A 26,057-nucleotide genomic window follows, 5' to 3' on the forward strand; every position below is an offset into this window, starting at 1 on the left:
CCACGACGACGCCGACTCCGCCGTCCCCATGGCCAATTACGAGGAGTTCCGCATGGGGAAATACGAGACCGTCGACACCGACGCGGTGGTAGAAGTTTTCGGCGGGAAGATGCGACACGACCTTGACACGGTCGAGCCCGGCGGCAATTGCTCGGACTGCATGTGCGCCACGAGCAGCCGTCCAATACCCCGTCCTTGCGCTTCGTCGGCAACGAACAGCAGGTCGGGCTCCGGTGGAGCGAGGACGAGCGAGTAGAACCCGAGGACCCGGCCTCCATGCTCGTCAGCGCCGACGGCCACAAAGGCGCGGTGGGCCTCGCACCGTGCCAAGAGGCCGGAACGTGGACGTCCGCGTCGAGGGCGGGGCGGGCTTCCACCCGTAGGCAATCCCGACGTTTTGGTCACGGTGAGTGATGGACGGGGCCGAGGCGAGCGCGACCAATCGAAAATGTGTATGTTTTGTGCTTTTCCGGACTCTGAATGAGTTCTACGCTCATGTACAGATGGCGGGCGGATGGCCGGCCAGTCGACCACCGCCGCCGTAACGAGCGGAGGCGGAGATGAAAGCATCGATACGGCGGTCCGCGATCTTCGCAAGTACCGCTGCTCTTGTGATAGCCGTCTGCGGTACGACGGGCACCGCCCAGGCCGAGCCGGGCGATGGTGAACTCCAGTTCGGCTACGTCCTGCCGGAGACGGGACAGCTGGCGTACCTCGGCCCACCCCAGATCGAGTCGTTGAAGTTCGCGATACAGGAGATCAACGACGCCGGAGGGGTCCTGGGCAAGTCCGTGCCGGCTGTGGTCTCCAGTGACGAGGCCGGCCAGGAGGCCGTTGCCGCGCAATCGGCGGACCGGGTCCTCGCGGCAGGCGTGGACGCGATCGTCGGCGCCGCGGCGTCCGGCATGTCGCTGGCGTTCATCGACCGGGTGACCGGAGCGGGCGTCGTGCAGTGTTCGGGGTCGAACACCGCTCCCACCTTCACCGACTACGAGGACGACGGCTTCTACTTCCGTACCGTCCCGAGCGACGCCTTGCAGGGGCCCATCCTGGCGGATGTCGTCCGCGATGACGGCCACGAGCGGGTGGCCCTGGTCGCACGGGCGGACGACTACGGGCGCGGCCTGATGGAGGCCACCCAGAAGACGCTGGAGGAACGCGGCGCGACGGTGACGCTCGCCGAGACCTACGACCCGGAGTCGACCAACTTCGACCAGGTCGTCCAGAAGGTGGAGAACTCCAGGCCGGACGCCGCCGTGGTGATCGCCTTCGAGGAAGGCACCCAGATCCTGCAAGGCATGATCGAGGCCGGACTCGGGCCCGACCAGATCGGCATCTACGGCGCCGACGGACTGCGCAGCGAGGAACTGCCCTCGCTGGTCGCCCCGGGCCAGCCCGAGAGGCTCTCCGGGATGAAGGGGACCGCGCCGGCATCGGCGTCGAACAAGCAGTACGTGAAGGACCTCAAGAAGTTCGCGCCGGATCTGAAGGAGCTCCAGTTCGCACCACAGGTGTTCGACTGTGTGACGACGATCGCGCTCGCCGCCGAGAAGGCGGAGTCCGACGACCCGGGCGAGTACGTGAAGGAGATGAACGGGATCACCAAGGACGGCGAGAGGTGCAACTCGTTCGCCGCCTGCAAGGAGCTGCTCGCCGACGGCACGGACATCGACTACGACGGTGTGAGCGGTCCGCTCGACTTCACCGACAAGGGCGAACCCGGCCAGGCGTCGATCGAGGTGTACGGCTACAACGACCAGGGACAGCTGGAGACCCTGCGTACCGAGACCAGCACGGCCCAGTAGTGACCGGGAGGACAGACAGCGGGAGTCAACGGACGCGGGCGAGCGTGCCGAGGTAGAGGTCGATCACCTTCTCGTCGTGCAGCAGGGCCGTACCCGTGCCGGTGTACGCGTTGCGGCCCTGGTCGAGGACGTAGCCGCGGTCGCAGAGCTGTAGGCATCTGCGGGCGTTCTGCTCGACCATGAGTACGGCGACGCCCGCGCTGTTGATCATTCTGCACCGGTCGAAGACGTGGTCCTGATGGAGCGGTGACAGGCCGGCCGACGGCTCGTCGAGCAGCAGCAGCTGCGGCTCCATCATCAGCGCGCGGGCCATCGCGAGCATCTGGCGTTCGCCGCCGGACATCGCGCCGGCCTTCTGCCTGCGGCGGTCGGCCAGCACGGGGAAGAGCTCCTCGACCGCCGCGACCCGCCGCGCGTGGTCCCTGGGCCGCAGATAGACCCCCATCCGCAGGTTCTCCTCGACGGTCAGCGTGGGGAACACGTTCTGTAGCTGCGGTACGTAGCCCACCCCCCGCCGGACCAGCTCGTGCGCGGGTCGGCCTGTCACGTCCTCGCCGCACAGCCGCACGGTCCCGCCGCGCACTCGCAGCAGCCCGAAGACGGCCTTGACCAGCGTCGACTTGCCGGCACCGTTGGGACCGATCACGCCGACCACCTCGCCCGGCCGTACCTCGATGCTGCATCCGCGCAGCACGTCGACACCGGGGACGTAACCGGCGACGATGTCGTCGGCCGCCAGCACCGGTGCCTGTTCCTCGGCGGACATGGCTACTCCTCCTCGCCCTTCTTCTCTGCAGCTTCCGGCTCGTCGTGCCGTTTGCCCAGGTAGGCGTCGACGACGGCGGCGTTCCGGCCGATCGTGTGCGGTGGGCCCTCGGCCACCAGGCGGCCGTCGGCCATGACCGCCACCCAGTCGCTGATGCCCATCACCACGTCCATGTCGTGCTCGACGAAGCACACCGTCAGCCCCTCGTCGCGAAGCTGCGTGATGTGTCCGAGCAGCGACTGGGTCAGCGCGGGGTTGACCCCGGCCATCGGCTCGTCGAGCAGGAGCATGACCGGCCGGGCCATCAGCGCGCGGGCCAGTTCCAGCAGTTTGCGCTGACCGCCGGAGAGCGTGCCGGCATGGTCGTCGCGCAGCGGACCGAGCCGGAAGCGGTCCAGCAGTTCCTCGGACCGGCGCTCGAACTCCCGCTCCTGCCCGCGCCACAGCGGGCGCAGCAGCGCGGGCAACACCCGCTCGCCGCGTTGCCCGGGCGCGGCGAGCAGCAGGTTCTCCAGCACGGTGAGCCGGGCGAGCGTCCTGGTGAGCTGGAACGTACGGACCAGTCCCCGCCGCGCCACCCGGTGCGCCGGGGAGCCGGTGAGCGGCTGTCCGTCGAACGACCACCGGCCGCCGTCGGCCCGGTCGAACCCGCTCACCACATTGAACAACGTGGTCTTGCCGGCGCCGTTCGGCCCGATGAGCGCCGTGATGGCCCCGCGCTGCACCTCCAGGTGCTCGACCTGCACCGCGACCAGGCCGCCGAAGGTACGGGTCACCTGGTCCAGGACCAGCAGGGGATCGGGCTTGCGCACCCCCGGCTCGGGGTCGATCGCGGAGAGCCGGCCCGTACGGGATACGACTGGGTCAGCGGCCACTGAGGAGCATCTCCTTCCGGCTGCCGAGAATTCCCTGCGGCCTGAACGCGACCAGCAGGATCAGGGCGACCCCGACCAGGGCGAAGCGCACTGCGCCGACCTCGGAGGTACTGATGAGGTCCGGCGAGATGTACTCGGCATCGATGGCCTGGCGAAGGGCGCTGTCGAGGAAGCTGAGGACGAACCAGAACAGGATCGAGCCGACGACCGGCCCGAGGATCCGCCCGGCACCGCCGAGGACGAGCAGTGTGTACAGGAAGAACGTGACGCCCGGGTCGTAGTTGTCCGGGTTCACGGACTGCACCTGGATCGCCTGCATCATGCCCGCGACCGCCCCGATGACGCCGCCGAGCACGAGGCTCTGCATCTTGTACGCGTAGACGTTCTTGCCGAGGCTGCGCGCGGCGACCTCGTCCTCACGGATCGACCGGATGACACGGCCCCACGGGCTGTGGATCAGCAGAGCTAGCAGAATTCCGACCACGAGCACCAGCGCCCATCCGACGATCATCACCCAGAGGTCGCGGGAACTGAATCTCACGAGCCAGCCGCCGTAGGTGCCGGGCTCGATGGGATTGAGTGCGTAGAAGTCGTTCGCGAACCTCTGGAGCCCGAACACCCCACCGGTGACCGGCTCGGCCCAGCTGGAGCGGTAGAACAGCCGTAGCGCCTCGCCCGCGGCGATCGTGGTGATCGCGAGGTAGTCGGCGCGCAGCCGCAGCGTGGGCAGGCCGAGGAGCAGGGCCAGCACGATCGCGCAGGCGATTCCGCCCAGGACGCCGAGCCACATCGGCCCGTTGTACGTCGACACCGTGATGGCGAGCCCGTAGCCGCCCACCAGCATGAAGCCGACCTGGCCGAAGTTAAGGAGTCCCGTGTAGCCGAAGTGCAGGTTCAGCCCCATCGCGGCGAGCGCGTAGACAGCGGCGATGGGGCCGATTCCCGAGCGCAAGGCGTCGGAGAGGATGGCGGAGAAGTCCATGGCGCACCCCTCACCCGACGCGTTCGGGCCGGCCGAGGATGCCCTGCGGCCGGACGAGGAGAACGACGATGAGGACGAGCAGCGCCCACGCGTACTGCAAGTCGACCGGGAACCAGAGAGTGGACATCTGGGCGACGACGCCGATGACGAGGCTGCCCACCATGGCACCGTAGGCGGAGCCGAGCCCTCCCAGGATGACCCCGGCGAACATGAGCAGCAGGAGCTTGAAGCCCATGTCCCAGGTGACGATCTCGACCAGGCCGAAGAAGACCCCGCCGAGCGCCGCCAGTCCGCCGCCGAGCATCCACACGAACAGCACCACCCGCTGCACGTCGATGCCCGATGCCTCCGCCAGGTCACGGTTGGCGGAGACGGCCCGGACGGCAGTGCCGATCCGCGTCTTCTGCAGGAGTGCGGCGACGCCGAGCAGCACCAGCACGGCGAGCAGGGTGACCGTGAGGTCCCGCGGGGTGATGCCGGCCGGTCCCAGGTCGATCGCGCTCTGGATGTCGTACTGCGCGTAGGAGGCGGGACGGGTTCCGTACAGCACGAGTACGACGTGGCGCAGCAGCAGCGAGAGCCCGATGGTGACGATGAACATGTTGATCAGCCCGGTGCCCCGAGCCCGCAGCGGGCGCCAGATGCCGCACTCGACCGCCCCGCCCAGCAGGGCCCCGAAGACCACCGCGGCGAGCGCGGCGGGAATCAGGTGCCAGCCCGGACCAGCCGCGGATGCGTTGAGGAAGAACGCGAAGGTGGCACCGATCGTGACGAACTCGCCGTGCGCGAAGTTGATCAGGTGGATGGTTCCGAAGATCAGCGACAGCCCGACCGATGTGATCGCGATGATCACCCCGAACTGAATTCCGTCGATCAGCGCCTGGAGAGCGCGCGCGGCGAACGTGGGGCCGCGCGGGACTTCCTCACCCTGGGCCCGAGCGGAGATCGCGAGCACCATGACGAGGACCAGGGCGAGGGCCGGTACGAGCATCCGCTGATAGCGCATGGCGTTTCCGTTATGTCACTGACATCCCTAATGGGATCAGTGTAGGTGCAGGTGGGGGCGGTGACACGGGTAGCCGGCACCGGCCCACGGGTGGGTGCCTCATGGGACGCGGGGGATGCGGGATGGGGGCGGCGCGGTGCGAGTGCCTACGGCGACGACAGCGTGCTCTTCCGGGTGCTCCGGCACCTCGGCTGGGACAGTCTGGCCATCCTGGAACTGCTCGCGCGTCAGGTCGAGCTCCACACCGCTGGGTAGTCGATTCCGCCAGTGAAATCCATGCTGTTGTCCGCTGTAGTGGACCTCCCCGGCCAAGAGGTCGCCACCGAAAGATGTCGTTCACGATCAGAGCCGTGATGTCACAGTGGCCCCACGCTGGGTTGCCGGGCTGCCAGCCAGCACGAGCGAGGTCGTCCGGAGAACAGGTGTCGGCGGCCCAACTGGCGCGCAGAGCTTTGTCGATGTCCAGCAGGTTCCAAGGGATCATGTCGGCAGCATCGCAGTGGGACGGCGAGCGTCGAGGACGCCGCCCAGGCGTTCGGCTTGTCGAGATCGAAGAGCTACGACCTCGTTCGCCGCGGAGAATTCCCATGCCGCGTGTTACCGATAGGCCGCACCGCCCGCGTCGTCACCGCCTCGCTCCTCCGCGTACTTGAGAGCGGCAAGCCGGAGTACAACGGAGCCTCCAGTGCAAACCCCGATCCGTCATGACCAACTGCACGACGACGCCCCGCCGCAGCAAGCCGGTGGAGCGTCGTCGTCGTATCAGGTCCCCGTCTATCCAGGACCCCCGCCAAAGCAAGCGACACTGTTGGCGAATCGGCCGGGTCAGTGCGAGCGGGCACCGAGGCTGCCTGTGTGTGACTGAGATCCTGAAACGGTTCCCCAGCTACCTCGCCCCGGGCGTTGGTTCGGGGCGGGTGCTGGGGGCCCATCGTCTGTGCCGTGCCGTAGCGGGTGGTGTCCGTCGTGGTGGTGACGTCGGGCTGGTGCCAGGTGTCGGGCTTGGCGAAGGTGAGGACACCGCCGTGCCGGCGGGGCCGCCCGCCCTTTGGCCCGGAGCGTGCGGGGCCCGGGTCGCGGAGCATGACGCGGTCCGAGCGCAGCCGCCCGAGCAGTACGACGGGCAGGTCGGCCAGGACGTGGGAGAGGTTGGTGACGTCGTAGCCGGCGTCCATGACGATCAGGATCTCCGGATCGCCCGGCTTCCAGTGCCCAGCCTGCGTCAACCGCTCGACGACGTCGCGCAGTTGGGCGGCGGTCACGGCGGTCGCGTCGTCCTCGGGGCCCAGGCCCACGGCGCCCAGCAGCGCGACCCAGGAGGTGCGGCCGGACTCCAGCGCGGCGACGAAGGAGTACGGCCAGCCGGGCACGAACTGGTCCGTCGTGCAGTCACCGCGTCCCTAGACGTGGCAGAACAACCGGTCCTCGCTGGTCGGAGCGTCGGGGCGGAGCCAGTTGCTCACGTCCACGGCCAGCACGACTCTGCCGTCGGCGGCCTTCGGCGGTGGCAGCGAGGCCAGGGCGCGGCGCAACCTGGTCGGCTCCAGCCAGCCCCGGTCCAGCGCGGCGTACAAGGCGCCGTGACCGCGCCGGTGCTCGATCGCCAGCGACAGCTCGACCAGGGTCTTCACCGGGCCGTGCGCGCACAGCACCGCGTCGGTGAGCTCGAAGAGCGCGTCCGTCCGGGCGTAGAGGCAATCGTGGAACTCAACCCGAAAGCGGGACAAGGCACCCAACGCGCCACCTGCGGACGTGTCGACGGGGAGACTCATGGGCAGCGGCCGTTCTCTCGTGCTTCGTTACTCGACATCTCGAAGCGTGGAGAACGGCCGCCTCCACTGTCCCGGGAAGAACCGCAGATCAGCAGGTCGAGTGACCCGCCAGGTCAAACGCCAAGCTTAGTAGCCTTTGAACGTGTGGTGTCTCTGCTGGCCCCGGGCGACTGGCCGGTGACGCGTTTGAAGGCACGGCTGAAAGCGGCCTGAGAGGTGTAGCCGAGGCGTTGCGCCACGGACTGGATCGGCAACGTGTCCTGGGCCAGCCACTGGTCGGCGAGGAGCATCCGCAGCTCCGTGGCGTAACGGAGGGTCGGCATGCCGATCGTGGTCTGGAATCGGTCTGCGAAGACAGACCGGGAGACATTACATTCCGCTGCCAGCTCTGCCACGGTCCAGTGATGCCCGGGCTGCCTGTGCAGGGCCAAGATGGCGCAAGCCAGGCGGGGGTCACGCAACGCGGCCACGAGGCCGGAGGTACTGTCGCATCCGCATTCGACCCAGCCCCGCACGATCATGGCCGCCGCCACTTCGGCCAGACGAGCAAGGATGCCGGCGAAGCCCACGCGCGCGGCGCAGACTTCGCGCCTCATGGACGTGAGAATCGGGATGAGCCCGGGGTGAACCGCTCCGGGTCTGATGGAGGCTCGATTCCCTGAGAGGATCGATTCATGGCGCGTCCGTCTCCCTACCCGCCCGAGCTTCGTGAGCGCGCGGTGCGCATGGTCGCGGAGATCCGTCCCAACTACCCAACCGAGTGTGCCGCGATGAAGGCAGTCGCAGCCAAGCTGGGGATCGGTGCGGCGGAGACGGTGCGGACCTGGGTCCGCAAGGCCGAAGTCGATGCCAGCCAACGGCCCGGCGTCACGTCCGAGGAGGCCGCGGAGATCAAGCGGCTGCGGGCCGAGAACGCCGAGCTGCTGCGGGCCAACGAGATCTTGAAGGCGGCGTCGGCCTTCTTCGCGGCCGAGTTCGACCGGCCGTCGAAGTGCTCGTAGCGTTCATCGACGCACACCGCGGTGTTCGGAGTCGAGCCGATCTGCCATGTCCTGGCCAGCCACGGACTGAAGATCGCGACGAGCACCTACTACGCGGCGAAGAACCGCGTGCCAAGCGCCCGGTCGGTCCGCGACACGGAGCTGAAGACGCAGATCAGCCGCGTCCACACGGACAACTTCAGCGTCTACGGGGTGCGGAAGGCCTGGCGGCAACTGCACCGCGAAGGTTTACCGGCGGCCCGCTGCACCGTCGCCCGATTGATGCGCGATCTCGGTCTCCAGGGCGCCCGACGCGGGAAGAAGATCCGTACCACCATCCGGGACGACGGCCAGGAGCGGGCTGGTGAACTGCTGCAACGCGACGGTCGGGGATCGTCTACGTGGCGTTCGTCGTGGACGTGTCCTCCCGGGCGATCGTAGGCTGGTCCGCCGCGGTGGTGCAGGCATCCGATCGCTCCGAACCCGGTGGTGCTTCAGGCTTCACCAGCCCCGTAACTCACCATTAGATGGTGCTTGGAGCCTGTTCGGGCACGGTCGACCGGGTGCGTACCGGGGTGCAGTGGCGGGATCTGCCCGAGCGGTTCGGGCCGTGGAAGACCGTTCAGTACAGCATCGGCTGTGCTCGTCCGTCGCACGCGCGCTCCCCGCCGCCGTGCCCACTCCGTCCCGAGCCGCCCGGCTGACCGGGGCCCAGCTGCGCGGTATGCGAACACACCATGCCGACCGGTACCTGGGACCGCGGCGTTGGTCACTCCGTATGGCCCTGGGAGTGACCGCCTCCGGCCCGCAACTTACAGTCAAGACGCCGCGAAGCTCACGCCCCACCGCCCTGACGCTCCCTCAGCCAGGCCACGCTTTCCGCGACCAGGTCGAAGATGTCCTCCCCTTCGGCGATGCCATCCGCTTCGATGATGTGCACGCGGATCGAGTCCCGGCCGGCGTCGAGCGCGTCCGCCAGGGCCACCGAGCCCTGTCCGGCGGCGACCTGCGGTTCGCCGCGTACTGCCGGGCCGTCTTTCACGTGGACGAGTTCGACTCGTTCGCCGAGCCTGGCGACCACGTCGGCGGGGACCTGGCCCGCGGTCTGTGCCCAGTAGAGGTCGACCTCGGCGACGACTGTCGGATCCAGGGCGTCCCACAGCACGTCGTAGCCGTAGCGGCCGTCGTCGAGCGGGGCCCACTCCCAGTAGTGGTTGTGGTAGCCGACCCGCAGATCGTGCGCGGCCGCCGCCTTGGCCAGGGCGTTGAGCCGGTCGGCGTACCTGCGCACCCCGTCGGCGGAGACCAGGGCGTCGCGGGTGAATCCGGGGAGCGCTTCGGGGGTGGAGGCGATGGCGATGGGCGCGCCCGCCTCGGCCATCTCCTCGAAGAACCAGCCGGGGTCTTCCGCGTCGGGCAGGCGGGCGTGGGTGGAGGAGACCGTGAGGCCGGCGGCGTCGATGTCGGCCTTGAGTGAGCGTGCCTCGGTGAGGCGCGCGGCACGGGTCAGCTCGCTGCGGCCCAGGCGGAAGGGTTCCACCGAGGTCACCCCGAGGCCTGCGATCCTGGCGAGGGTGGCGGGACGGTCCTCCAGGGCGTTCATCAGTGTGTAGAGCTGCAAGCCGATGTCCGGCATTCCGAGTTCCAATCTGTCGCGGTCACTTGGCCACTGGGTCACTGGGTCACTTCACCGCGCCGGCGGTGAATCCGGTGATGAGGAAGCGCTGGAGCAGCAGGAATCCGGCGACCACCGGGACGGACACGACCAGTGAGGCGGCCATGACCTGGTTCCAGTAGACGTTCGCCTCGGTGGAGTAGGCCTGCAGGCCTACGGCCAGGGTGCGGGACTGCGTGTCGGTGAGGACCGAGGCGAAGAGCACCTCGCCCCAGGCCGTCATGAACGCGTAGATGCACACGGCGACGATGCCCGGTGTCGCGGCGGGCACGATGATCTGGAGCAGGGTGCGCAGCGGGCCCGCGCCGTCCACCTTCGCCGCCTCGTCGAGGTCGCGCGGCACCGTGTCGAAGTAGCCGACCAGCATCCACACCGCGAACGGCAGGGAGAAGGTCAGGTAGGTGACGATGAGCCCGGTCCGGGTGCCCACGAGGTCGGTGCCGAGGTTCTGGTCGGCGTAGACGAACAGCAGGTACAGCGGCAGCAGGAAGAGGATGCCGGGGAACATCTGGGTCGCGAGCACCGCCGACTTGAAGCTCCCGCTGCCGGGGAACTTCCAGCGGCTCAGCGCGTACGACGCGAAGACCGCCACCAGCACCGAAAGGACCGTGGCGGACACGGCCACCACCAGCGAGTTGACGAAGTACTGGGCCAGCGGCACGGTGTGCCAGATGTCGATGAAGGACTGGATCGTCGGCGACGACGGGATCCAGGTGAACTCGCCCTGGACGTCGGGGAGCGTCTTCAGCGACGAGGCCACCATGACGTACAGGGGGGCCAGGACGAACACCGACAGCAGCGTCAGCGTGACGTACCGGAAGACCCGGTAGCCCGGGGTGTCATGATTCATGGCCGGTCCTCCGGGTGAAGGCGAGGTAACAGGCGCTGACCAGCGCCAGGAACAGCAGGAGCAGCACGCTCATGGCCGAGCCGAGCCCGAAGTTCCAGGTGGCGAACGAGCTTTGGTAGATGTGCACGGAGATCAGGTCCCCGGCCGGCGGGGCCGAGCCGCCGAACAGGACGAACGGGGTGCTGAAGTCGTTGAAGGTGTGCAGGAACATCACGAGGACCAGCACCTTGTTGACCGATGACAGCAGCGGCAGGGTGATCATCTGCAACTGCCGCCACGGGCCCGCGCCGTCGATGCTCGACGCCTCGTAGACCTCGCCCGGGATCGCCTGCATGCCGGCCATCAGGATCAGGAAGGCGAAGGGCCACATCCGCCAGATCGCGACGACGCACTCGGCCCAGAAGGCGTTCTGGCCGATCAGCCAGAACGGGTTGGAGTCGATCAACCCGAGCTGGCCGAGCAGGTGGTTGAGCATCCCGTTGTCGCGCTGGAAGATGAAACGCCAGGTGATGACCGCGGTGTACGCGGGCAGCGCGTACGGCACGAGGAACAGCGTCCGCAGCAACCCCCGGCCGCGGAAGCTGCGTTGCAGCGCCAGCGCCGCCGCCATGCCCACGAGCCAGGCACCGGTCAGGTCCGTCACGCGCGGGGTCAGCGTCGAGGTCGGAGAGCCGCAGGCGGAGCAGCCCGCCTGAGTGAAGGAGCGCGTGACGAGCAGGGCCGTGGTGGGCTTGACGGCCGGAATGGCGCTGGGCTTCGCCGCGTATTTCGGTGACTTCTGGGCCTTCCTGCTGGTGCTGGGGCTGGGCGTCCTCGGTCTCGCGATCGGGCGGTTCATGGAAGGTGAATTCGAACCGGGCGACTTCGTCCGCCGCAGGGACCGGCAGGAGCGGATCCGCGATGGCCGGCGACGGACTCGGGGAGACTGGCGGCAGTGACCGGTGAAGCCGATCGACGTCCGGGCATCCCCCGCGCGGAGCGCGGTGCGATCACCGTCGCCGACCGGGTCGTCACGAAGGTCACTTCCCAGGTGGCGCGCGAGGCGCTGAGCCGGTTCACCGAGTCGGCCGGCCGCGTACCGCCCAGCCGCCTGACGCCACGCGTGAGCACCTCCGCGCGGCGGGCACCGGAGCGGAACACCGCCGGAGAAGACGGCGACTCCGCCGTCGGACGACAGGCGGTTCTCGGCGAGGTAAGGATGCGCATCACCGTCGAACTCGGCTGTCCGTCCGACATCGGGGCGCAGTGCGCCGCGGTGCGCCGGGAGGTGACCGAACGGATCAGGACATGTGCCGGCATGGAGGTGTCCGACCTCGCGGTGTCGGTCGAGAGACCGCACTCGGTGCATGCGCGGCACACGGAACAGGAGAAGGTGAGATGAGCGCGAACACCTGGCGAGGGCAGACCGGTCACAGCGACCTCTCCTCCGGTCCGGAACAGGCGGCTCCGTCCGCCGACGGCACCCCGGGGGCGGCCGCGGACGCTACGGCGGCGAACGACGGATCAGACCGGTCGGCGCACCGTTTCTGGTCTGCGCGGCGGATTCCCGCGGCCTTGGTGGCCCTGCTGTCCGCCGCGGCCATTGGATTGCTCCTGTACGACGTGGTCTCGGTGCGGGCGGGCGGGCCTGCGATGCGCTGGCGTCGGCGGCTCGCCGAGGAACTGGCCACACGGCCACTGGACGACATCTGGGTGATCGTCGGGGCCGCGGTGGCGATGGCCCTCGGCCTGTGGCTTTTCCTGCTGGCGGTGACACCGGGTCTGCGCAGGCTGCTGCCCATGCGGCAGCCCACCGGTATCCCCGGGACAGGGGAGATCCGCGCCGGGCTCGACCGCCGCGCGGCAGCCCTGGTTCTGCGCGACCGGGCCATGCAGGTGCCCGGTGTCCAGTCGGCACAGGTCACTGTCGGCCGCCGGAAGGTCAAAGCCCGGGCGCGGGCACATTTCCGCGATCTCCAGGAGGTTCGCGCGGATCTGGACACCACGCTGGGGGAAGGCGTGTCGTCCTTGCGTCTCGCCCGGCAACCCACGCTGGCCGTGCGCGTCCGACGCCCGTAGAAGAAGGGCTGAGGTGATCCTGATGCTCAAGACGGTGAACCGGGTGCTGCTGGGGCTTCTCGGCCTCGGACTGTTCGCCCTGGGCGGCGGTGTGCTGCTGGGCGGGCTGGATCTGCCGCGCCGCTGGGGTTTCGGCATACCGGGCTGGTGGCCTTTCCGCGGGCCGGACGATGTGCTGCTGGGCGCCGAGGGACGCACCCGGTGGCGGGAAGAGGGCTGGTGGTGGCCGACCGTCATCGCGGCGCTCGCCGTGCTGCTGGCCCTGCTGCTGTGGTGGCTGATTGCGCAGCGCGGACACCGCCCGGGCCAGGTCCTCGTCAACAGCGAAGACGGCGCGGCGGCCCGACTCGACGGCCGCACGCTGGAGGTCGCCATCGAGGAAGAGGCGCAAGCCCTCCACGGGGTCTCGCGGGCTCAGGTCCGGCTGACGGGCCGACGCACTGCTCCGACCGCACGCGTGCGGCTGTTGCTGGAGCCTCGCGCGGATCCAGCGCGGGCTCTGGGGCAACTGAGCCGGGAAACACTCGCACACGCACGAGACTCGGCCGGCCTGGACCGCCTCCCGTCGAAGGTCCGACTCCGGGAAGTCCGCCACCGATCCCAACGCACCGCCTGAGATCCCCTGAGCCGAAGCCCATGGGGTACTGGCTGCGAGACGCCCCGGATTCCTGGCCTGCTCGACCGGGCGAGCGTGTGCTGTCGCCTGCGGTATTTGCGACCTTGGGTACGAAACTGCAGGTCAGCGCCATGCTTCAGTGAGGGAGCCAGTGCATTGGTGCGGGGACGCTGAGCCGCTTCGAGCCGACGAGGCGTCGAGCCGCACCATCTGCCCCGGTCCGGCATGCCTTCGCCGCGGGCTCAGTCGAGGCTGGCGAGGTGATCGGCGTCGCCGTCTCGCCACTCGATGAGGAAGATGGTCGCGTCGTCGGTCGACGTGCCGCCGCCTTCCTGTTTGAGGGCGTGGGAGAGCGCTCGTGTCACCGCCCGTACCTCGGTGCGGTCTTGGAGGATCCGGTTGGTCCACTCGATGAGCTGCTCCTCACCGAACTGTTCCCCGCCGGCCTGGTGCTCGTCGATCAGGCCGTCGGTGAAGCACAGCAACCGCTCGCCGGGTCGCAGCATCCGCTCGCTGACCACCGGCTCCTCGCCGCCGAAGCCGACGGGCAACGTGGTCGGGCTCTCCAGCCGGTCCAGCACGGTGCGGTCACGGATCAGGAGCGGGGCCGGATGGCCGGCGTTGACCCACTGCAGCCGGCCTGTGGTGATGTCCAGGATCATCATCTGTGCGGTGACGAAGTGGTCGGGGCCGAACTGGTCATTGATCGCCCGGTCCATGAACGCGTACACCTGGGACAGATCCGTATGGGCCCGTCGCGTGTGGCTCTCCGCGGTCGTGGACCGCTTTAAGAGAGCCCGTCCTGCGCCCCTTCGGGCCCACGACATCGTGGTCGCGACACTCCTGGCACCGGCGGAACGGATCACGCCCTGCTCCCGGCGGCCGCGTCCGTCGTGCTCCAACGACCCCGGCGTATACACACCGGGGTCGCCCTTCCGGGCCGGTCGCACGTGAGAGTGTGCCGACCCGCTTTCAGGCTATCCCTGGTGCACATTTCGGGCATCCGGCGCTTCGCGGTTCTCGTCTCCGTTCGGTTCCGTGCGGTCCGGGAAGGGCTTTCGCCCTGCGGCAGACGCGTTCCTCCTCCAGGGGGCGGTTCATCCGCCGACGGCACTGTCCGTTCGGCTTGGCCGAGGAGTAGCCTGAAGGCACCGAGGATATTTCGCGCACCGGCTACCACGCTCGTGTCGTTTTCGGCGATCGAATAGGCCGGACCGATCGCGGTCGGCCCGGGGCAGGGTTCGCGTCATGACTGCGACCATTTCCCTCTCGCCGACTCTCGACGAAGACCGGCTCTCGTCGTCCTCCCTCACTTCTTCTTCTCTCCGTCTGTCGCTGGCTCCCGCCGGTCCTGCCCCGGCTCTGCTGGACGGCGCATGGTGGCCCCGTTCCCGCGATCTGGTGGCGGAACTCCCCTCCCTGACAGCGGTACTGGATCCGCTGTGGGGGCGGATCACCCGGGTCACGGTGAATCCCACCCACTGGCCGGTCGTTCCGCGCAAGGTGCCCGTCGCCGGGCGTGTGGTGAACGTGGGCTGGTTCCTGCCCGAGCAGGATCCGCACGAACTGCTGCTGCTCTCCTACCGGATGGGCCGCTGGAACCTGCTGGTGATCCCGCCGCGGACGGACCTCGTCTCGGCCGCCTGGCTGATGGCCGCCGCGAGCGACCCCCTGGGCACGTCGACCGCGAGCCGGTTGATGGAGCAGGCCGCGCGCCGGCGGACGGTGACGGAGACCGACCGGGCCGTGGAGGCGGTCTGGGACTCCGAGGGAGGGCATGGGGCCCGCGATTCCACCGCACGGCCACGGATCCCGGCAGCCATGCCCGAGGGCGGAGATCGAGCCGCTGCCGCCGCCGCGACCCCGAATCGGCCGACGATGGGGATGTGAGGACCATGGAGACCTTCGTGACCGTGGTCGTGCTCATGGCGATGATCGCTCTGGGCGTGCTCCTCGTCCACATGGCCAACCGGCAGCGCGGCGACCGCATCGCCGCCTTCCACCGCGGCCGCTCCTGGGCGGCCGCGTGGGGACGCCGCACCTGGAAGGGAGTGGGGTGAGTACTCGTGATCCCCATCAGGCTTCTGGCAGACACCAGCACGGAGCCGATACTCCCGGGCACCGCGGTCCTGCGGATGGAGACGACGCCCAAGCGCACGGGGACGTTCGACGGCGCGTGGTGGCCGCGGTCACGCAACCTCGAGAGCCAACTCTCCGGACTGCTCGCCGCGTTGACCGCCCGACTGGGTCCTCTCGCCCGTGTCGGCCTCGACGCGGGCGCCTGGGACGAGAGGCCGGCCCAACTGGTCGTCGACGGTCGTACCGTCCGCATCGACTGGTCGGCCGTCGGCGACGACACCATGATCGTCACTCGGGGTGACCAGGACCACTTCATGTTCCTCGTGATCCCTCCACAGACGGCTCCGTCGCGCGCTCGCGCCGCGATGGCCATGGCCGTACGAGGCGACAACCACGCCTCGGCCGAACGGATTCTCGCAGCCACCGGCGTCACCCCCGCCGACCAGACGCGCGAACGGCGCGGTGCTCCCGGCTCGTAGCCCATCTGCTCGCACAACACGCACTCCGGTACCGGAGGCCGCCTTCAGGAACCGAGTTCAGGAACCGAGTTCAAGAACCGAAGGCAGGAACTCGGTTCGCCGGAGCGCAAGTTCATCCCGCCCCTCACCGCGCACGCACACCCACACCCTCATGCGTCGGGACAGAGGAGCCAGGCCCCTTCCACAGCTGAACGTCTACCGGCACGACCGCGAAACCCGAGCTCTGATCACCCTCGCAGGAGAGATCGACCTGGCCACAACACCGCGGGTGCACACGGACGACCGGAGCCTCGCCCGGCGCCTTCAGCAGCGCCTGCTCGCCGACCATCACGCCTCGCTCGGCGCGACGTTGATGGAACAAGCCGACTCGGCGGTCTGCGACGCCTTCCTGTCGTGGGGCTGGCAGGACAATGGGCTGGTTCGTCGGCCGTCGGACCAGCAGGTTCTCCGGGCGTCGGACCCCGTGGTGCTACGAGCGCTGAGGGGATCATCGCGTTGCCGGCGGCTCCGCCCGTTCATGGGGAAGGGGCACCTCGGTGAGAGGTGCCCCTTCCCCGTCTTGGTTATCTCCTCAAGGAGATACCGGCGAGGTTTCGCTTAGTCCCCGCATGCCGCCCAGGGCTTCAGCGACACGGCCCGTACCCAGGGGGACGGCCGTCGTGGTCGTTGCAACCGGGCTTGTGACCGCCGTGGTCGCCGTGGTCCCCGTGGTCCCCGTGGTCACCTCCACCGCCAGGTCCCTTGGGTCCGGTGTCTCCCTTGGGTCCCTTGGGTCCGGTGTCTCCCTTGGGTCCCTTGGGCCCGGTGTCTCCCTTGGGTCCCTTGGGTCCCTCAGGTCCGGCAACTCCGGCGTCGCCCTTGGGTCCGGCAGGTCCGGCGTCGCCCTTGGGTCCGGCGGGTCCGGAGACTCCGGCGGGTCCGGCGGGTCCGGTGGGCCCGGCAGGTCCGGCACCTCCGGCGTCGCCCTTGGGTCCGGCGGGTCCGGAAACTCCGGCGGGTCCGGCGGGTCCAGCGGGCCCGGCAACTCCGGCAGGCCCGGCGGGCCCGGAAGATCCGGCGGGTCCGGCAGGCCCGGAAGATCCGGCGGGTCCGGCAGGCCCGGCAGGCCCGGCGGGACCCGTGGGCCCGGCGGGACCAGTCGCGCAGAACGGCGTCGTGATGACGTTGCTGTCCAGTGTCACCGCGCCGATCCTCGCAAGGGCACGGCCTTGGATCGTGGTGCCCGTCGTCACCGTGATGGACTGGTCGGCCATGATGGTGCCGACGAAGGCGGAATTGGTCCCGAGAGTGGCGGAACTGCCCACCTGCCAGAACACGTTGCAGGGCTGTGCACCGTTGACGAGGATGACGCTGCTGGCCGAAGCGGTGGTCAGCGTCGTTCCGGCCTGGAAGATCCAGACGGCGTTGGGGTCACCCTTGGCGTTGAGGGTGAGGGCTCCGGTGAGTCCCATCGACGTCGAGGCCGTGTAGACGCCGGGCACCAGTACCTGTCCGCCGAGATCGGCCGTAACGGCGGCTCCGGGTCCCCGGCTGGCCGCATTGTTGTAGGCGGTGGTCAGATCCGACTTCGCCGTACCGGCCTGGGCGTCGGCCACGTGCAGGTCGCCGAAGATCTGCCCGGGGCCGGAGGGCGTAGACGTTGTGAAGCCCGTCACCGAAGAGCCCGGACTGAGTCCCAAGTCGCCGTTGATGACGGTGGGGCCGGTGTTGGTGACCGTTGAACCGGCCAGGACCGCGTAAGTCTTGGCGGTCCCCAGATCAACGGGGGCTTCTGCGGCGTGCGCGACGCTCGAAGCCAGCGTGACCGTGGCCAGCAGCACTACTCCGGGCAGGAGTGCGAGACGCGCCTTGAGCCGATGGTGAATACGGCTGCTACCTCGTGAACGGGGCGAGTGGGCAACCACTGCCATGCGAGTGACCTTTCTTGTCGCCGTTGAGCTCAGTCGCCCCGGCAAAGGGGACTCCGAACTTCCGTAGTGAGTTCCGGTCGGGCCGGAAGCCGCGTCTCTGCGGAGTCAGCCGCACATAGAGGTCCGCAGGGCGATCGCCTGCGGATGAGCTGATGAACCGTCACTCACCGGTCATAAATTAGCAATAGCCTCATAACGTACATACGGACAAAATGCTGAAGCGGGCGAAGAGGGGCGCGTAATTCACCCTGCTGGCCTTGCTGGTGCTTGATTCCGAGCCATCAGCTTGTTCTCGGGAGGCTGGACGCGAGTGATCGCAGCGGACAACAAAAAGGCCCAGGTCTATGGCCTGGGCCTTCGTCGTGGAGCGGGTGACGAGAATCGAACTCGCGCTCTCAGCTTGGGAAGCGACGGCGTCTGCGTGGCCTCCTGGTCTCGGACCTGGGCAGCTTCTAGGCGCTACGAAAGGGCTGGGGCCTGCTGGTACCGCCAATGCGGGCTCGAGTCCGGTCGATGACCTCCGGCGTTGGATGAGCCGGGGGCCGGGTCGGCCTGCCCGAGACCACGGAGGACCACCTGAGTGCCGCCCAGTCCGTCCGCGTCCGCTACGGCGCACTGGATCTGGACCTCGCCGATGCGGTGAACGTCGCGTCGGCCGCGACTACGACACCGACGCGATCCTCACCCTCGACCGGCGCGACTTCCGTGCCGTACGTCCTTCGGGCCGGTACAAGGCATTCCGGGTCCTGCCCGACGACCTGCCGCTGTGACGAGGGCTTCGGGAAGCGACGGCGCCGCACCGCGTCGATTCAGCGCCCCGCGTTCTTCGGTGCGGCGCGTTCCGGCCGGCCCGCGGTCGGGTCACCTGCGAGGCGGTGGCGGCCCGCACCAATGCGCAGGGGCCATCCACCGGCTCGCTGTGGGGGTTTGGGGCTCAGTGGTCGTCGCGGATGGTGGTCGCGATGCCGTTGCTGATCACGACCTCGGCGCTGAAGTTCTTCTCACGCTGCACCCAAGTGCCCTTGGGGTTCCCTTCCGCTGGAAGGCGCCCCGCATGGTCTTCGTGAACTCGATGAGCGACCTCTTCCACGCAAGGGTTCCTGTGGCCTTTGTGGAACAGGTATTTCAGGTCATCGCGAAGACACCGCAGCACACGTACCAACTGCTGACCAAGCGCGCCAGGCGCCTGCGTCGCCTTGCGGAGCGTCTCGAGTGGCCGCCCAATCTCTGGATGGGCGTATCCGTCGAATCGGAAGATCAGCTCGACCGCATCGACGATCTCCGTCAAGTCCCCGCCGCCGTAGGTTTCCTCTCCTGCGAGCCGCTCCTGGGACCGCTCTCCGGCCACAACCTGCAGGGAATCGGCTGGGTGATTGCAGGCGGCGAATCCGGCCCGAACCATCGGCCACTGAAAGAGGAATGGGTTACGGATGTCCGCGACATCTGCCGCGAAGCCGAGGTGTCGTTCTTCTTCAAGCTTCTCTGCACCAAGCAGAAGGGCACGTTCGCTGTCGGTGGTGCGTGGTGAGTACAGGAACGGCTGTTGAGTGGACCGAGGTCACCTTGAAGTCCCCGTGATGCTGGACACTCGATGCTTACCCTGTGAGGGCGTGTCCTTGTTCGTGTCGCTGTCTGATCTCCAGCGGGGTGAGGTAGCCCCAGCCCGGATGTTTCCGCAGTCGCCGCCGGTTGTAGAAGGTCTCGATGAAGGCGAAGATCTCCGCTCGGGCACTCGGCCGGTCCGGCCAGCAGCGGGTGCCGATCTCTTCCCGCAAAAGCGCGAAGAACGACTCGGCGGCGGCGTTGCCGAAACACGGCCCCGTGCGGTCCACGCTCTGCCGCAGCCCCAACCGGCTTATCTCACGCCGGAGTTCGTCCGAGGCGTATTCACTGCCGCGGTCCGAATGCACGATGCAGCCGGGCTGGAGCCGGCCACGTCCGGCAGCCATGCCCAGCGCGTCCACGACCAAGGATGCGCGGTGGCCAGCAGGGTGCCGGTTGAAGCGTTCGACCTTCCCGTTCGTTTGCGGCCAGTAGGGGCGGGTCCGCTTGTGGGCGATCCCGGCCGCGGCAAGGGCATCGCGCCAGTCGCATGAGCGGTAGCAGGAGCCGTTGTCGGTCAGCACCCGCTGGACGGTGATCCCGGCCTGGGCGAAGAACGTCTGGGCCCGGCCCCAGAAGGCGGTTGCGGCTTCCTTCTTCTCGTCGGTGAGGATCTCGCTGTAGGCGAGGCGGGAGTGATCGTCGACGGCGTTGTTCAGGTAGCTGTAGCCCACGCCGGAGCGGGTCTTGCGGCCTGCCTGGCGGCCCAGGGTCTCGTGGCCGCCGCCGTCGGGGATGTTGCCGAGCTTCTTGATGTCCACGTGCACCAACTCGCCCGGCACGGACCGTTCGTAGCGGCGAATCACCCGTCCGGTGGCGCGGTCGAGATGAGCGAGCCGGGCCAGCTTGTAGCGGGCCAGGACCCAGTGCACCGTGGACGGGTTCAATCGCAGCAGGTAGGCGATGCGGGCCGGTCCCCAGCGGCGCAGGACACGGACCTTGATGATCCGCCGCTCGGTGCGGGCCGGGGTCCGGCCCGGGCTGTGACGCGGTTGGGACGAGCGGTCGCCCATGCCTGCCGCGCCGAGCTTGCGGTAGCGGTCCGCCCATCGCTGAGCCGTGGTCGGCGAGACCTGGAGGCGTTTGGCGGCCCTGCGCAGGGTCCAGCCGTCCTCGACCACGCAGCGGGCCAGACGCAGACGGCCGGTCTCGGTCAAGGGTGCACTACGGTGGGGCACGAGGGCCTTTCTGTTGGTGTAGACGTCGCCATCCACACCGAACCGGAAGGCCTCACCCGTTCAAGGCCACCAAGCCTTGCTGTCCGTCTCCAACCTCCGTGGACAGAACAGCTAACCCTCATGCCGCTCAACTTCGGTGGTACGCGCTCAAGTCCGCGCCATGCCAATGAGGCTCCTGCGTCACCGCTGAACGCTGGCGCTGTGCCCCGCTCCGCGCGGCGTCGCTACAGCCACGCGCGCCTCGCAGCCCGGAAGAGCGAACCGGAGCAGCGCAAACCTCATCACACAGCCCCTATGAGCGGGGCCCGGCTGTAGCTGTTTGACCAGGTGGAAGACCTCCCGGGCAACTAGCGTTTGAGGCAACGGACGATTTCACGTCGGGTCTTGCCCTCCTTGGTGCGGCGCTCGTAGTAGTCCTGAGTGCGCGGGTCGATCCGCAGGCGGGTGAACACGATGCGATGGAGCGCGGCGTTGGCCTGCCGGTCGCCGCCGCGGTTGAGGCAAGACGCCCCTTAGGACGGCCGGATACAGTGCGCGCGACGGCAGTCTGGTTGCTTGAAAAGGGGAAGTGTGACCGCCACCAGCGAAACCCGATCCGCGGACGGTGCAGCGCACGCGACTCAGCAGAGCCGGCTGCGCCGCCTGATGCGCTACCTCCCCCTGATCGCCCCCGTCCTGCTGTGGACCGTGCCCTGCTGGCTGCTGCTGCACGCCGGCCAGCACTGGCCACTCCCCGTGGCGCTGGTCGGCACCGCCCTGTTCGTCCTCGGTCTGATCGCTATGCCGCTCGCGATGGCGCGCGGCCACGGCCGGCGGCAGCAGGACTGGGCGGCGATCGTCGGGGACACCCTCCTTGGGGCCAGCTGGGTGCTGTTCACCTGGTCCGTCCTGCTCGGCGTCCTGCTGCGCCTCGCCCTGACCGTGGCCGGCGTCGGCGACGGGCAGAGCCGGGCCCGGATCGTCACTTGGGCAGTCTTCGGCGTAGCCGCCGTGCTGCTCGCCTGGGGGTACGCCGAGGCCCGCCGGGTGCCACGGGTGCGCCGGCTCGACGTACAACTCCCGCGCCTGGGAGTCGGATTGGACGGCACCCGCGTCGTCCTCATCACCGACACCCACTACGGCCCGCTCGACCGCGCCCGCTGGTCGGCGCGGGTCTGCGCGAAGGTCAACACCCTGGAAGCCGACCTGGTCTGCCACACCGGAGACATCGCGGACGGCACGGCCGAACGCCGCCGGGCCCAGGCCGCTCCGCTCGGCACCGTGCAGGCCACCCGGGCCCGGGTCTACGTCACCGGCAACCACGAGTACTACAGCGAGGCCCAGGGCTGGGTCGACCTGATGGACGAGCTGGGCTGGGAGCCGCTGCGCAACCGGCACCTGCTGCTCGAACGCGGAGGCGACACCCTCGTGGTCGCCGGCGTGGACGACGTCACCGCCGAATCCTCCGGCCTCGCCGGCCACCGCGCCCACCTCGCCGGAGCCCTGAACGGCACCGACCCCGACCTGCCCGTCCTGCTCCTGGCCCACCAGCCCAAGTTCATCGACCGGGCCGCAGCCGACGGCGTCGACCTCCAACTCTCCGGCCACACCCACGGCGGCCAGATCTGGCCCTTCCACCACCTCGTCCGCATCGACCAACCCGCCCTCGCCGGCCTCAGCCGCCACGGCACCCGCACCCTCCTCTACACCAGCCGCGGCACCGGCTTCTGGGGCCCGCCGTTCCGCGTCTTCGCCCCCAGCGAGATCACCCTGCTCACACTCCGCTCCCCGCAGCGACCCCCCACGCGATAGCACGGAGCGGGCCGACAATCCCTCGTGGGCCGGTTCACCGAGTCAGATCCTGCCTCGTCCTCCCTTGCGCGGACGCCGCCGGTCGGCCATTTCAACCCAGAACGCATCCCTGACCTTGCGCCGCCGTCCGACGCGCACCGCTGTTGAAACCCTGGACAACGCAGACTGAGGCCAACCTTCCCGGTCAGAGCTCTTCCCCGCGTGCCGTTGTCTTATGGCGCTCAGGTTCCGAACGGACGTCGCGGTGGTTCAAGTGCGTGCTGTGTCGGTTTTCCTAAGCTTCGACGGCAGAGGGAACACCGGGCTGTTCCTGGACGGCTACACACCAAAGACGAGAAACTCGTGAACCAAGAGAATTCCGGCCGCGTGGGCCACCGGGTCACCTCGGTGTCCGTCAGCACCGGCAACGCCCCACACCAGCAGGGCGCGCGGCGGCCTCCATCCGCACAGCCCTGCTCCGCTGGAGCCCGCTCGCTGCTGATCAGCCGGTTCCACGCCTTCTGCGCGCCGAGCCCGGACGCGGCTGAGCGACCCACAGGGCCGACGTGAAGACAACCAGCCTAACTTTTAGGCCCCTTTAGTACATAAACGTAATCAGCTCCTTGATCGTCGAAGAGCTGTTTTTCTGAAATCCGGTGGTCGGACAAGGCTGCCGTGGAAAGCGGAGACATGATGGGCAAGAGTCCTTATGACTATGTCGTGGTGGGAGCGGGAACAGCGGGATGCGTGATTGCCTCCCGGCTTTCGGAACGCCCCGGCGTGCGGGTGTTGCTGCTGGAGGCGGGAGCCCGGGACGCAACCGAGACGATGGCATCTCCTTGGGGCTTCCTGGGGTTCGACCCGTCGTCCCTCTGGCTGGGCGCCTCGACCGTGCAGGCCGGTACAGGCAGGGCCGCTGACGTGCTGCGCGGCAAGGCGCTCGGCGGATCGTCGAGCATCAACGGCCTCTACCACCTGCGGGGGCACCGCTCCGGTTACGACGAATGGCCCGGCCTCGGTGCTCCAGGCTGGGGTTTCGACGATCTGCTGCCCTATTTCCGCCGCAGCGAGAGCACTAGCAGCCGTAATGCCTCCGTGCGAGGCACGGACGGGCCGGTCGTGGTCGCCCCGGTCCCGGAACCCCACCCCCTGGCCACGGCGGGCGTCGACGCCGCGGTGGAGGCCGGGTTCGCACGCGCCGATGACATCGGCAGCGGGCTGGAGACCGGGTTCGGGTGGAGTGACATGAATCTGCCCGGCGGCGCCCGCCAGAGCGCGGCCGACGCCTACATCCGTCCGTTCCTCGACCGGCCGAACCTGGACGTCGTCACGGACGCGACCGTGCGGCGGCTGCGCACCACCGTGGGCCGCTGCACCGGCGTCGAGTACACCATCGGAGGGGAGCACCTGTCCGTCGACGGCGCCGAGGTGGTACTGACCGCGGGAGCCATCGGTTCCGCACACCTCCTGATGCTGTCAGGGATCGGCCCGGCACAACACCTCGAGGAACACGGCATCGATGTCGTCGCCGACCTGCCGGGAGTGGGCTCCCATCTGCAGGACCATCCGATGGCGGGCGTGGTGTACGAGGCCATCCAGCCCGTACCGTTCGTTCCTGCCAACCCGCCGGCCGAAATGATGGGCCTGCTGTACAGCGACCCCGCCGCGGCCCGGCCGGACCTTCAGGTCTACATCGTCGCCGCACCGCTCCCGTCGGCATGGGGCCAGCCGCCGGCCAACGGCTACTCCATTGCCTTCTCCGCGATGGCTCCGCACAGCAGCGGCACCGTGCGCCTGGCGGACGCCGATCCCGGCAGCGCTCCCGTCGTCGACCCCGGCTACCTGAGCGACGACCGTGATCTGGAGGTCATGCGCAAGGGCCTGGCCCTGGCACGCCGTATCGGGGAGGCGGACGCGTTCGCCGACTGGCGCAAGCAGGAAGCGGTACCGGGCTCCGGGACGAGCGGCGAATCCGTGGACGAGTTCATCCGCAAGGCCACCGGCCCCTACTTCCACTTCACCGGCACCTGCCGCATGGGAACCGACACCGATGCCGTCGTCGACCCTGCGAACCTTCGCGTGCACGGGATGGCCGGACTGCGGGTCGCCGATGCCTCGGTGATGCCGTCCATCCCCTCGGCCAACACCAACGCGACCGTCTACGCCATCGCCGAACGGGCCGCCGAACTGCTCGACTGAGCCTTCTTCAGCGCCCACGGCGCTTCCATAACGCGCTCATCCCCGACGCCTGGGCCGCCGGTAACTGGTCGGAGTCTTCGACCAGTTACCGGCATCCTGCTGGGGGAGCTGACGCCGGTCCGTCGTCGGTCGGCCAGCGGCATCCGCTGAACTGCGGTCGCACCTCTGGTCACGCGCTTTCGGCCGGTCCGTGGCCCGGCGGGTGCCGGTTCGGCGAGAGCGAGGCTGCTCGGGTCGAGCGGGCGTACTCGGTGGGAGTCTGGCCGTAGTGCTTCTTGAATGTCCGGGTGAAGTGGCTGCTGTCCGCGAACTGCCAGTGTGCGGCGAGTTCCGAGATACTCAGGCGGCCTGACGGCGCGGTGAGGGCGAGCCGGGCCTCTTGCAGTCGCCGGTGGCGGATGTACGCGGTCACCTGCTCTCCCACCGCGGCGAATGCCCGGTGCAGCGTACGGACGGAGACGTTGAGTTCACGCGCAAGCATTGCAGGAGAGAGTTCGGGATCAGCGAGCCGGCGGTCCGCGAGGTCCTTGGCCGCCTGGGTGAGCGCGGGAGCCAGCCGGGGTTCTACGTCGTCGAACCGGCCCTTCGCCACTGCCTTGGCCAGCTCGATCAGGGCGCCGTGGGCGGCTTCCACACCGGCCGGGCCGAGGTCGGCCACAGTTGTGTGGATCATGTCCGTGAAGGCCGTCAGCAGGCGTATCTCGGCCGAGTCCGCCGGCCCGGTGATGACCCGGTTCCCGAGTAGGGGTTTGAGCTCGCCGGGGGGCAGGACGAAGAACTTCGCCGTGAGGTACGCCGTCGTCTCGAAGGCCGACAGGCGCCCGACGTGCCGGACGAGGAACTGCCCGGCCGATACGGTCTGATCGCCGCGACCGGGCGGGCCGCCCAGAGTCCATGCGCCGCGCTGCACCACGTACATTGCCACCAGATCCTGATCGCCGCCCGGGGCGTCCGCGGTCCGGGTTGACGACGCGGCGTGAAGGTCGGCGATCGCCGCGCCGTGCACCTTGGCCACCTTGCCCTTGACCCGGAAGTCACCGGTCGTGTCCGGGCTGAAGGCCGGCAGTTGGAAGACATCGTCGCCGATCTGCGTCTCCCACCCGAGCCGAAAGGCGTCGTGTCCCCGCGGTGCGGCGCCCGGGGCGGTCGAGTCCACTGCGAACACCCCGCGCGCGCCGTCGACCTCCGCTCCAGCACGGTTCGTCACTCTCCGATCCCCTCACATTGTTGTTTCAACGCCATCCTGTGGTGCCCGTGTTCCGTACAGGCGTCACCGTGGTTCATGTGGGCGCTGCGCCAATCTTCCTATGGACGGCCCTCAGGGCAGCGGTCGAGGGGCAGGGCTGATGCGCAACCGAGCAGCAGGAGGCCCCTGGTGCTGCGGTCTTCCGCGGCGGCATTGTTGGCGTCCAACTCGGCTTCCCTCACGTGTGATTGCCTCGCTCGCCGGTTCGG

At 68.8% G+C, this 26,057-nt stretch carries 25 protein-coding genes and 9 pseudogenes; 17 read left to right on the plus strand and 17 right to left on the minus strand.

The window, feature by feature from the left end; translation table 11 throughout:
* Positions 1-76: 76 nt before the first annotated feature.
* Positions 77-318: pseudogene (locus AB0H86_RS00205) on the minus strand (GNAT family N-acetyltransferase); the annotation flags it as partial.
* 242 nt (positions 319-560) lie between these two features.
* Between AB0H86_RS00205 and AB0H86_RS00210 the strand changes: the two are divergent.
* Positions 561-1,805: an ABC transporter substrate-binding protein gene (locus AB0H86_RS00210; RefSeq protein ID WP_362430996.1), complete on the plus strand. Its 1,245-nt coding sequence runs from the start codon at positions 561-563 to the stop codon at positions 1,803-1,805.
* 25 nt (positions 1,806-1,830) lie between these two features.
* Here the strand turns inward: AB0H86_RS00210 and AB0H86_RS00215 are convergent, their stop codons facing one another.
* The 4 genes from AB0H86_RS00215 to AB0H86_RS00230 are packed head-to-tail and all read right to left on the minus strand — an operon-like array spanning position 1,831 to position 5,434.
* On the minus strand, positions 1,831-2,571 hold the full coding sequence (locus AB0H86_RS00215; protein ID WP_362430999.1) for an ABC transporter ATP-binding protein: 741 nt from the start codon (positions 2,569-2,571) through the stop codon (positions 1,831-1,833).
* Between the two features lie 2 nt (positions 2,572-2,573).
* Positions 2,574-3,446, minus strand: coding sequence for an ABC transporter ATP-binding protein (locus AB0H86_RS00220; protein WP_362431001.1), 873 nt, complete (start codon positions 3,444-3,446; stop codon positions 2,574-2,576).
* Complete coding sequence (locus AB0H86_RS00225; protein ID WP_362431004.1) at positions 3,436-4,428, minus strand: branched-chain amino acid ABC transporter permease; 993 nt, start codon at positions 4,426-4,428, stop codon at positions 3,436-3,438. Before AB0H86_RS00225 ends, AB0H86_RS00220 begins: the two co-directional genes overlap by 11 nt.
* 10 nt (positions 4,429-4,438) lie before the next feature.
* Positions 4,439-5,434, minus strand: coding sequence for a branched-chain amino acid ABC transporter permease (locus AB0H86_RS00230; RefSeq protein ID WP_362431007.1), 996 nt, complete (start codon positions 5,432-5,434; stop codon positions 4,439-4,441).
* Positions 5,435-5,494: 60 nt separating this feature from the next.
* Here AB0H86_RS00230 and AB0H86_RS00235 point away from each other — a divergent pair, with 60 nt between their 5' ends.
* Positions 5,495-5,689: a hypothetical protein gene (locus tag AB0H86_RS00235; protein ID WP_362432269.1), complete on the plus strand. Its 195-nt coding sequence runs from the start codon at positions 5,495-5,497 to the stop codon at positions 5,687-5,689.
* On the opposite strand, the pseudogene AB0H86_RS00240 reads toward AB0H86_RS00235, so the two are convergent.
* A pseudogene (locus AB0H86_RS00240) lies at positions 5,630-5,918 on the minus strand (hypothetical protein); the annotation flags it as partial. The gene AB0H86_RS00235 and the pseudogene AB0H86_RS00240 sit on opposite strands and share 60 nt — an antisense overlap.
* Positions 5,919-5,974: 56 nt before the next feature.
* Between AB0H86_RS00240 and AB0H86_RS00245 the strand changes: the two are divergent.
* On the plus strand, positions 5,975-6,142 hold the full coding sequence (locus AB0H86_RS00245) for a hypothetical protein (protein ID WP_362431010.1): 168 nt from the start codon (positions 5,975-5,977) through the stop codon (positions 6,140-6,142).
* A 227-nt stretch (positions 6,143-6,369) separates the two neighbouring features.
* Here the strand turns inward: AB0H86_RS00245 and AB0H86_RS00250 are convergent.
* Positions 6,370-7,206 (minus strand): annotated as a pseudogene (locus AB0H86_RS00250) (transposase); the annotation flags it as partial.
* Positions 7,207-7,319: 113 nt separating this feature from the next.
* Positions 7,320-7,802 (minus strand): AraC family transcriptional regulator, encoded by a 483-nt coding sequence (locus AB0H86_RS00255; protein WP_362431013.1) that lies wholly within the window; start codon positions 7,800-7,802, stop codon positions 7,320-7,322.
* 78 nt (positions 7,803-7,880) lie between these two features.
* Here AB0H86_RS00255 and AB0H86_RS00260 point away from each other — a divergent pair, with 78 nt between their 5' ends.
* The 3 genes and pseudogenes from AB0H86_RS00260 to AB0H86_RS00270 form a co-directional block, all read left to right on the plus strand.
* On the plus strand, positions 7,881-8,207 hold the full coding sequence (locus AB0H86_RS00260; protein WP_362431015.1) for a transposase: 327 nt from the start codon (positions 7,881-7,883) through the stop codon (positions 8,205-8,207).
* 21 nt (positions 8,208-8,228) lie between these two features.
* Entirely contained in the window at positions 8,229-8,627 is a 399-nt protein-coding gene (locus AB0H86_RS00265; protein ID WP_362431018.1) for an IS3 family transposase, read from the plus strand.
* 104 nt (positions 8,628-8,731) lie between these two features.
* Positions 8,732-8,835 (plus strand): annotated as a pseudogene (locus AB0H86_RS00270) (transposase); the annotation flags it as partial.
* A 186-nt stretch (positions 8,836-9,021) separates the two neighbouring features.
* On the opposite strand, the gene AB0H86_RS00275 reads toward AB0H86_RS00270, so the two are convergent.
* The 3 genes and pseudogenes from AB0H86_RS00275 to AB0H86_RS00285 form a co-directional block, all read right to left on the minus strand.
* The gene (locus tag AB0H86_RS00275; RefSeq protein ID WP_362431022.1) at positions 9,022-9,822 is read right to left on the minus strand and encodes a TIM barrel protein; all 801 of its coding nucleotides are present in this window, start codon (positions 9,820-9,822) and stop codon (positions 9,022-9,024) included.
* A 46-nt stretch (positions 9,823-9,868) separates the two neighbouring features.
* A complete protein-coding gene (locus AB0H86_RS00280) occupies positions 9,869-10,711 on the minus strand; it encodes a carbohydrate ABC transporter permease (protein WP_362431025.1) in 843 nt (280 codons plus the stop codon).
* Positions 10,701-11,336 (minus strand): annotated as a pseudogene (locus AB0H86_RS00285) (sugar ABC transporter permease); the annotation flags it as partial. The gene AB0H86_RS00280 and the pseudogene AB0H86_RS00285, both read right to left, overlap by 11 nt.
* Before the next feature lie 118 nt (positions 11,337-11,454).
* Between AB0H86_RS00285 and AB0H86_RS00290 the strand changes: the two are divergent.
* From AB0H86_RS00290 to amaP, 4 genes are read left to right on the plus strand one after another with little or no spacing between them, the layout of a single operon-like run.
* Entirely contained in the window at positions 11,455-11,649 is a 195-nt protein-coding gene (locus tag AB0H86_RS00290) for a hypothetical protein (protein WP_362432211.1), read from the plus strand.
* On the plus strand, positions 11,646-12,092 hold the full coding sequence (locus tag AB0H86_RS00295; protein ID WP_362431028.1) for an Asp23/Gls24 family envelope stress response protein: 447 nt from the start codon (positions 11,646-11,648) through the stop codon (positions 12,090-12,092). Before AB0H86_RS00290 ends, AB0H86_RS00295 begins: the two co-directional genes overlap by 4 nt.
* Positions 12,089-12,769 carry a DUF6286 domain-containing protein gene (locus AB0H86_RS00300; RefSeq protein ID WP_362431031.1) on the plus strand — a complete coding sequence of 227 codons (681 nt, stop codon included), beginning with the start codon at positions 12,089-12,091 and terminating at the stop codon, positions 12,767-12,769. The genes AB0H86_RS00295 and AB0H86_RS00300 overlap by 4 nt, the downstream gene beginning before the upstream one ends.
* A 22-nt stretch (positions 12,770-12,791) precedes the next feature.
* Positions 12,792-13,385 carry an alkaline shock response membrane anchor protein AmaP gene (amaP, locus tag AB0H86_RS00305; RefSeq protein ID WP_362431033.1) on the plus strand — a complete coding sequence of 198 codons (594 nt, stop codon included), beginning with the start codon at positions 12,792-12,794 and terminating at the stop codon, positions 13,383-13,385.
* A 242-nt stretch (positions 13,386-13,627) separates the two neighbouring features.
* Here the strand turns inward: amaP and AB0H86_RS00310 are convergent.
* Positions 13,628-14,149 (minus strand): annotated as a pseudogene (locus tag AB0H86_RS00310) (PP2C family protein-serine/threonine phosphatase); the annotation flags it as partial.
* Between the two features lie 484 nt (positions 14,150-14,633).
* Here AB0H86_RS00310 and AB0H86_RS00315 point away from each other — a divergent pair.
* The 3 genes from AB0H86_RS00315 to AB0H86_RS00325 are packed head-to-tail and all read left to right on the plus strand — an operon-like array spanning position 14,634 to position 15,943.
* The gene (locus AB0H86_RS00315) at positions 14,634-15,275 is read left to right on the plus strand and encodes a DUF5994 family protein (protein ID WP_362431036.1); all 642 of its coding nucleotides are present in this window, start codon (positions 14,634-14,636) and stop codon (positions 15,273-15,275) included.
* Positions 15,272-15,445, plus strand: a complete 174-nt coding sequence (locus AB0H86_RS00320; RefSeq protein WP_362432272.1) for a hypothetical protein — start codon at positions 15,272-15,274, stop codon at positions 15,443-15,445. The genes AB0H86_RS00315 and AB0H86_RS00320 overlap by 4 nt, the downstream gene beginning before the upstream one ends.
* Positions 15,446-15,451: 6 nt before the next feature.
* On the plus strand, positions 15,452-15,943 hold the full coding sequence (locus tag AB0H86_RS00325; protein WP_362431039.1) for a DUF5994 family protein: 492 nt from the start codon (positions 15,452-15,454) through the stop codon (positions 15,941-15,943).
* 623 nt (positions 15,944-16,566) lie between these two features.
* Here AB0H86_RS00325 and AB0H86_RS00330 read toward each other — a convergent pair.
* Positions 16,567-17,853 (minus strand): ice-binding family protein, encoded by a 1,287-nt coding sequence (locus tag AB0H86_RS00330; RefSeq protein ID WP_362431041.1) that lies wholly within the window; start codon positions 17,851-17,853, stop codon positions 16,567-16,569.
* Positions 17,854-18,356: 503 nt separating this feature from the next.
* Between AB0H86_RS00330 and AB0H86_RS00335 the strand changes: the two are divergent.
* Positions 18,357-18,623 (plus strand): annotated as a pseudogene (locus AB0H86_RS00335) (VapC toxin family PIN domain ribonuclease); the annotation flags it as partial.
* Between the two features lie 284 nt (positions 18,624-18,907).
* Positions 18,908-19,381 carry a DUF5131 family protein gene (locus AB0H86_RS00340; RefSeq protein ID WP_362431043.1) on the plus strand — a complete coding sequence of 158 codons (474 nt, stop codon included), beginning with the start codon at positions 18,908-18,910 and terminating at the stop codon, positions 19,379-19,381.
* Between the two features lie 67 nt (positions 19,382-19,448).
* Here AB0H86_RS00340 and AB0H86_RS00345 read toward each other — a convergent pair whose 3' ends face one another.
* The 3 genes and pseudogenes from AB0H86_RS00345 to AB0H86_RS00355 all read right to left on the minus strand — a co-directional run.
* Positions 19,449-19,703, minus strand: coding sequence for an integrase core domain-containing protein (locus AB0H86_RS00345; RefSeq protein ID WP_362431045.1), 255 nt, complete (start codon positions 19,701-19,703; stop codon positions 19,449-19,451).
* 144 nt (positions 19,704-19,847) lie between these two features.
* Positions 19,848-20,633 (minus strand): annotated as a pseudogene (locus AB0H86_RS00350) (IS481 family transposase); the annotation flags it as partial.
* 180 nt (positions 20,634-20,813) lie between these two features.
* Positions 20,814-21,133 (minus strand): annotated as a pseudogene (locus AB0H86_RS00355) (hypothetical protein); the annotation flags it as partial.
* Positions 21,134-21,203: 70 nt separating this feature from the next.
* Here AB0H86_RS00355 and AB0H86_RS00360 point away from each other — a divergent pair.
* Complete coding sequence (locus AB0H86_RS00360) at positions 21,204-22,424, plus strand: metallophosphoesterase (RefSeq protein WP_362431048.1); 1,221 nt, start codon at positions 21,204-21,206, stop codon at positions 22,422-22,424.
* Between the two features lie 672 nt (positions 22,425-23,096).
* Complete coding sequence (locus AB0H86_RS00365; RefSeq protein WP_362432214.1) at positions 23,097-24,602, plus strand: GMC oxidoreductase; 1,506 nt, start codon at positions 23,097-23,099, stop codon at positions 24,600-24,602.
* A 169-nt stretch (positions 24,603-24,771) separates the two neighbouring features.
* On the opposite strand, the gene AB0H86_RS00370 is transcribed toward AB0H86_RS00365, so the two are convergent.
* Positions 24,772-25,809, minus strand: coding sequence for a helix-turn-helix domain-containing protein (locus AB0H86_RS00370; protein ID WP_362431051.1), 1,038 nt, complete (start codon positions 25,807-25,809; stop codon positions 24,772-24,774).
* Positions 25,810-26,057: the final 248 nt, after the last annotated feature.

This window comes from Streptomyces sp. NPDC050997 (genome assembly GCF_040660135.1).
GTDB lineage: Bacteria > Actinomycetota > Actinomycetes > Streptomycetales > Streptomycetaceae > Streptomyces.

Excerpts from the sequence above, each read along its gene's own strand:
- AB0H86_RS00225 (WP_362431004.1), bottom strand. The coding sequence starts at position 4,428 with ATGGACTTCTCCGCCATCCTCTCCGACGCCTTGCGCTCGGGAATCGGC.
- AB0H86_RS00215 (WP_362430999.1), bottom strand. The coding sequence starts at position 2,571 with ATGTCCGCCGAGGAACAGGCACCGGTGCTGGCGGCCGACGACATCGTC.
- AB0H86_RS00210 (WP_362430996.1), top strand. The coding sequence starts at position 561 with ATGAAAGCATCGATACGGCGGTCCGCGATCTTCGCAAGTACCGCTGCT.
- amaP (WP_362431033.1), top strand. The coding sequence starts at position 12,792 with ATGCTCAAGACGGTGAACCGGGTGCTGCTGGGGCTTCTCGGCCTCGGA.
- AB0H86_RS00365 (WP_362432214.1), top strand. The coding sequence starts at position 23,097 with ATGGGCAAGAGTCCTTATGACTATGTCGTGGTGGGAGCGGGAACAGCG.
- AB0H86_RS00255 (WP_362431013.1), bottom strand. The coding sequence starts at position 7,802 with ATGAGGCGCGAAGTCTGCGCCGCGCGCGTGGGCTTCGCCGGCATCCTT.
- AB0H86_RS00315 (WP_362431036.1), top strand. The coding sequence starts at position 14,634 with ATGACTGCGACCATTTCCCTCTCGCCGACTCTCGACGAAGACCGGCTC.
- AB0H86_RS00280 (WP_362431025.1), bottom strand. The coding sequence starts at position 10,711 with ATGAATCATGACACCCCGGGCTACCGGGTCTTCCGGTACGTCACGCTG.
- AB0H86_RS00330 (WP_362431041.1), bottom strand. The coding sequence starts at position 17,853 with ATGGCAGTGGTTGCCCACTCGCCCCGTTCACGAGGTAGCAGCCGTATT.
- AB0H86_RS00300 (WP_362431031.1), top strand. The coding sequence starts at position 12,089 with ATGAGCGCGAACACCTGGCGAGGGCAGACCGGTCACAGCGACCTCTCC.
- AB0H86_RS00260 (WP_362431015.1), top strand. The coding sequence starts at position 7,881 with ATGGCGCGTCCGTCTCCCTACCCGCCCGAGCTTCGTGAGCGCGCGGTG.
- AB0H86_RS00340 (WP_362431043.1), top strand. The coding sequence starts at position 18,908 with ATGGTCTTCGTGAACTCGATGAGCGACCTCTTCCACGCAAGGGTTCCT.
- AB0H86_RS00230 (WP_362431007.1), bottom strand. The coding sequence starts at position 5,434 with ATGCGCTATCAGCGGATGCTCGTACCGGCCCTCGCCCTGGTCCTCGTC.
- AB0H86_RS00290 (WP_362432211.1), top strand. The coding sequence starts at position 11,455 with ATGGCGCTGGGCTTCGCCGCGTATTTCGGTGACTTCTGGGCCTTCCTG.
- AB0H86_RS00275 (WP_362431022.1), bottom strand. The coding sequence starts at position 9,822 with ATGCCGGACATCGGCTTGCAGCTCTACACACTGATGAACGCCCTGGAG.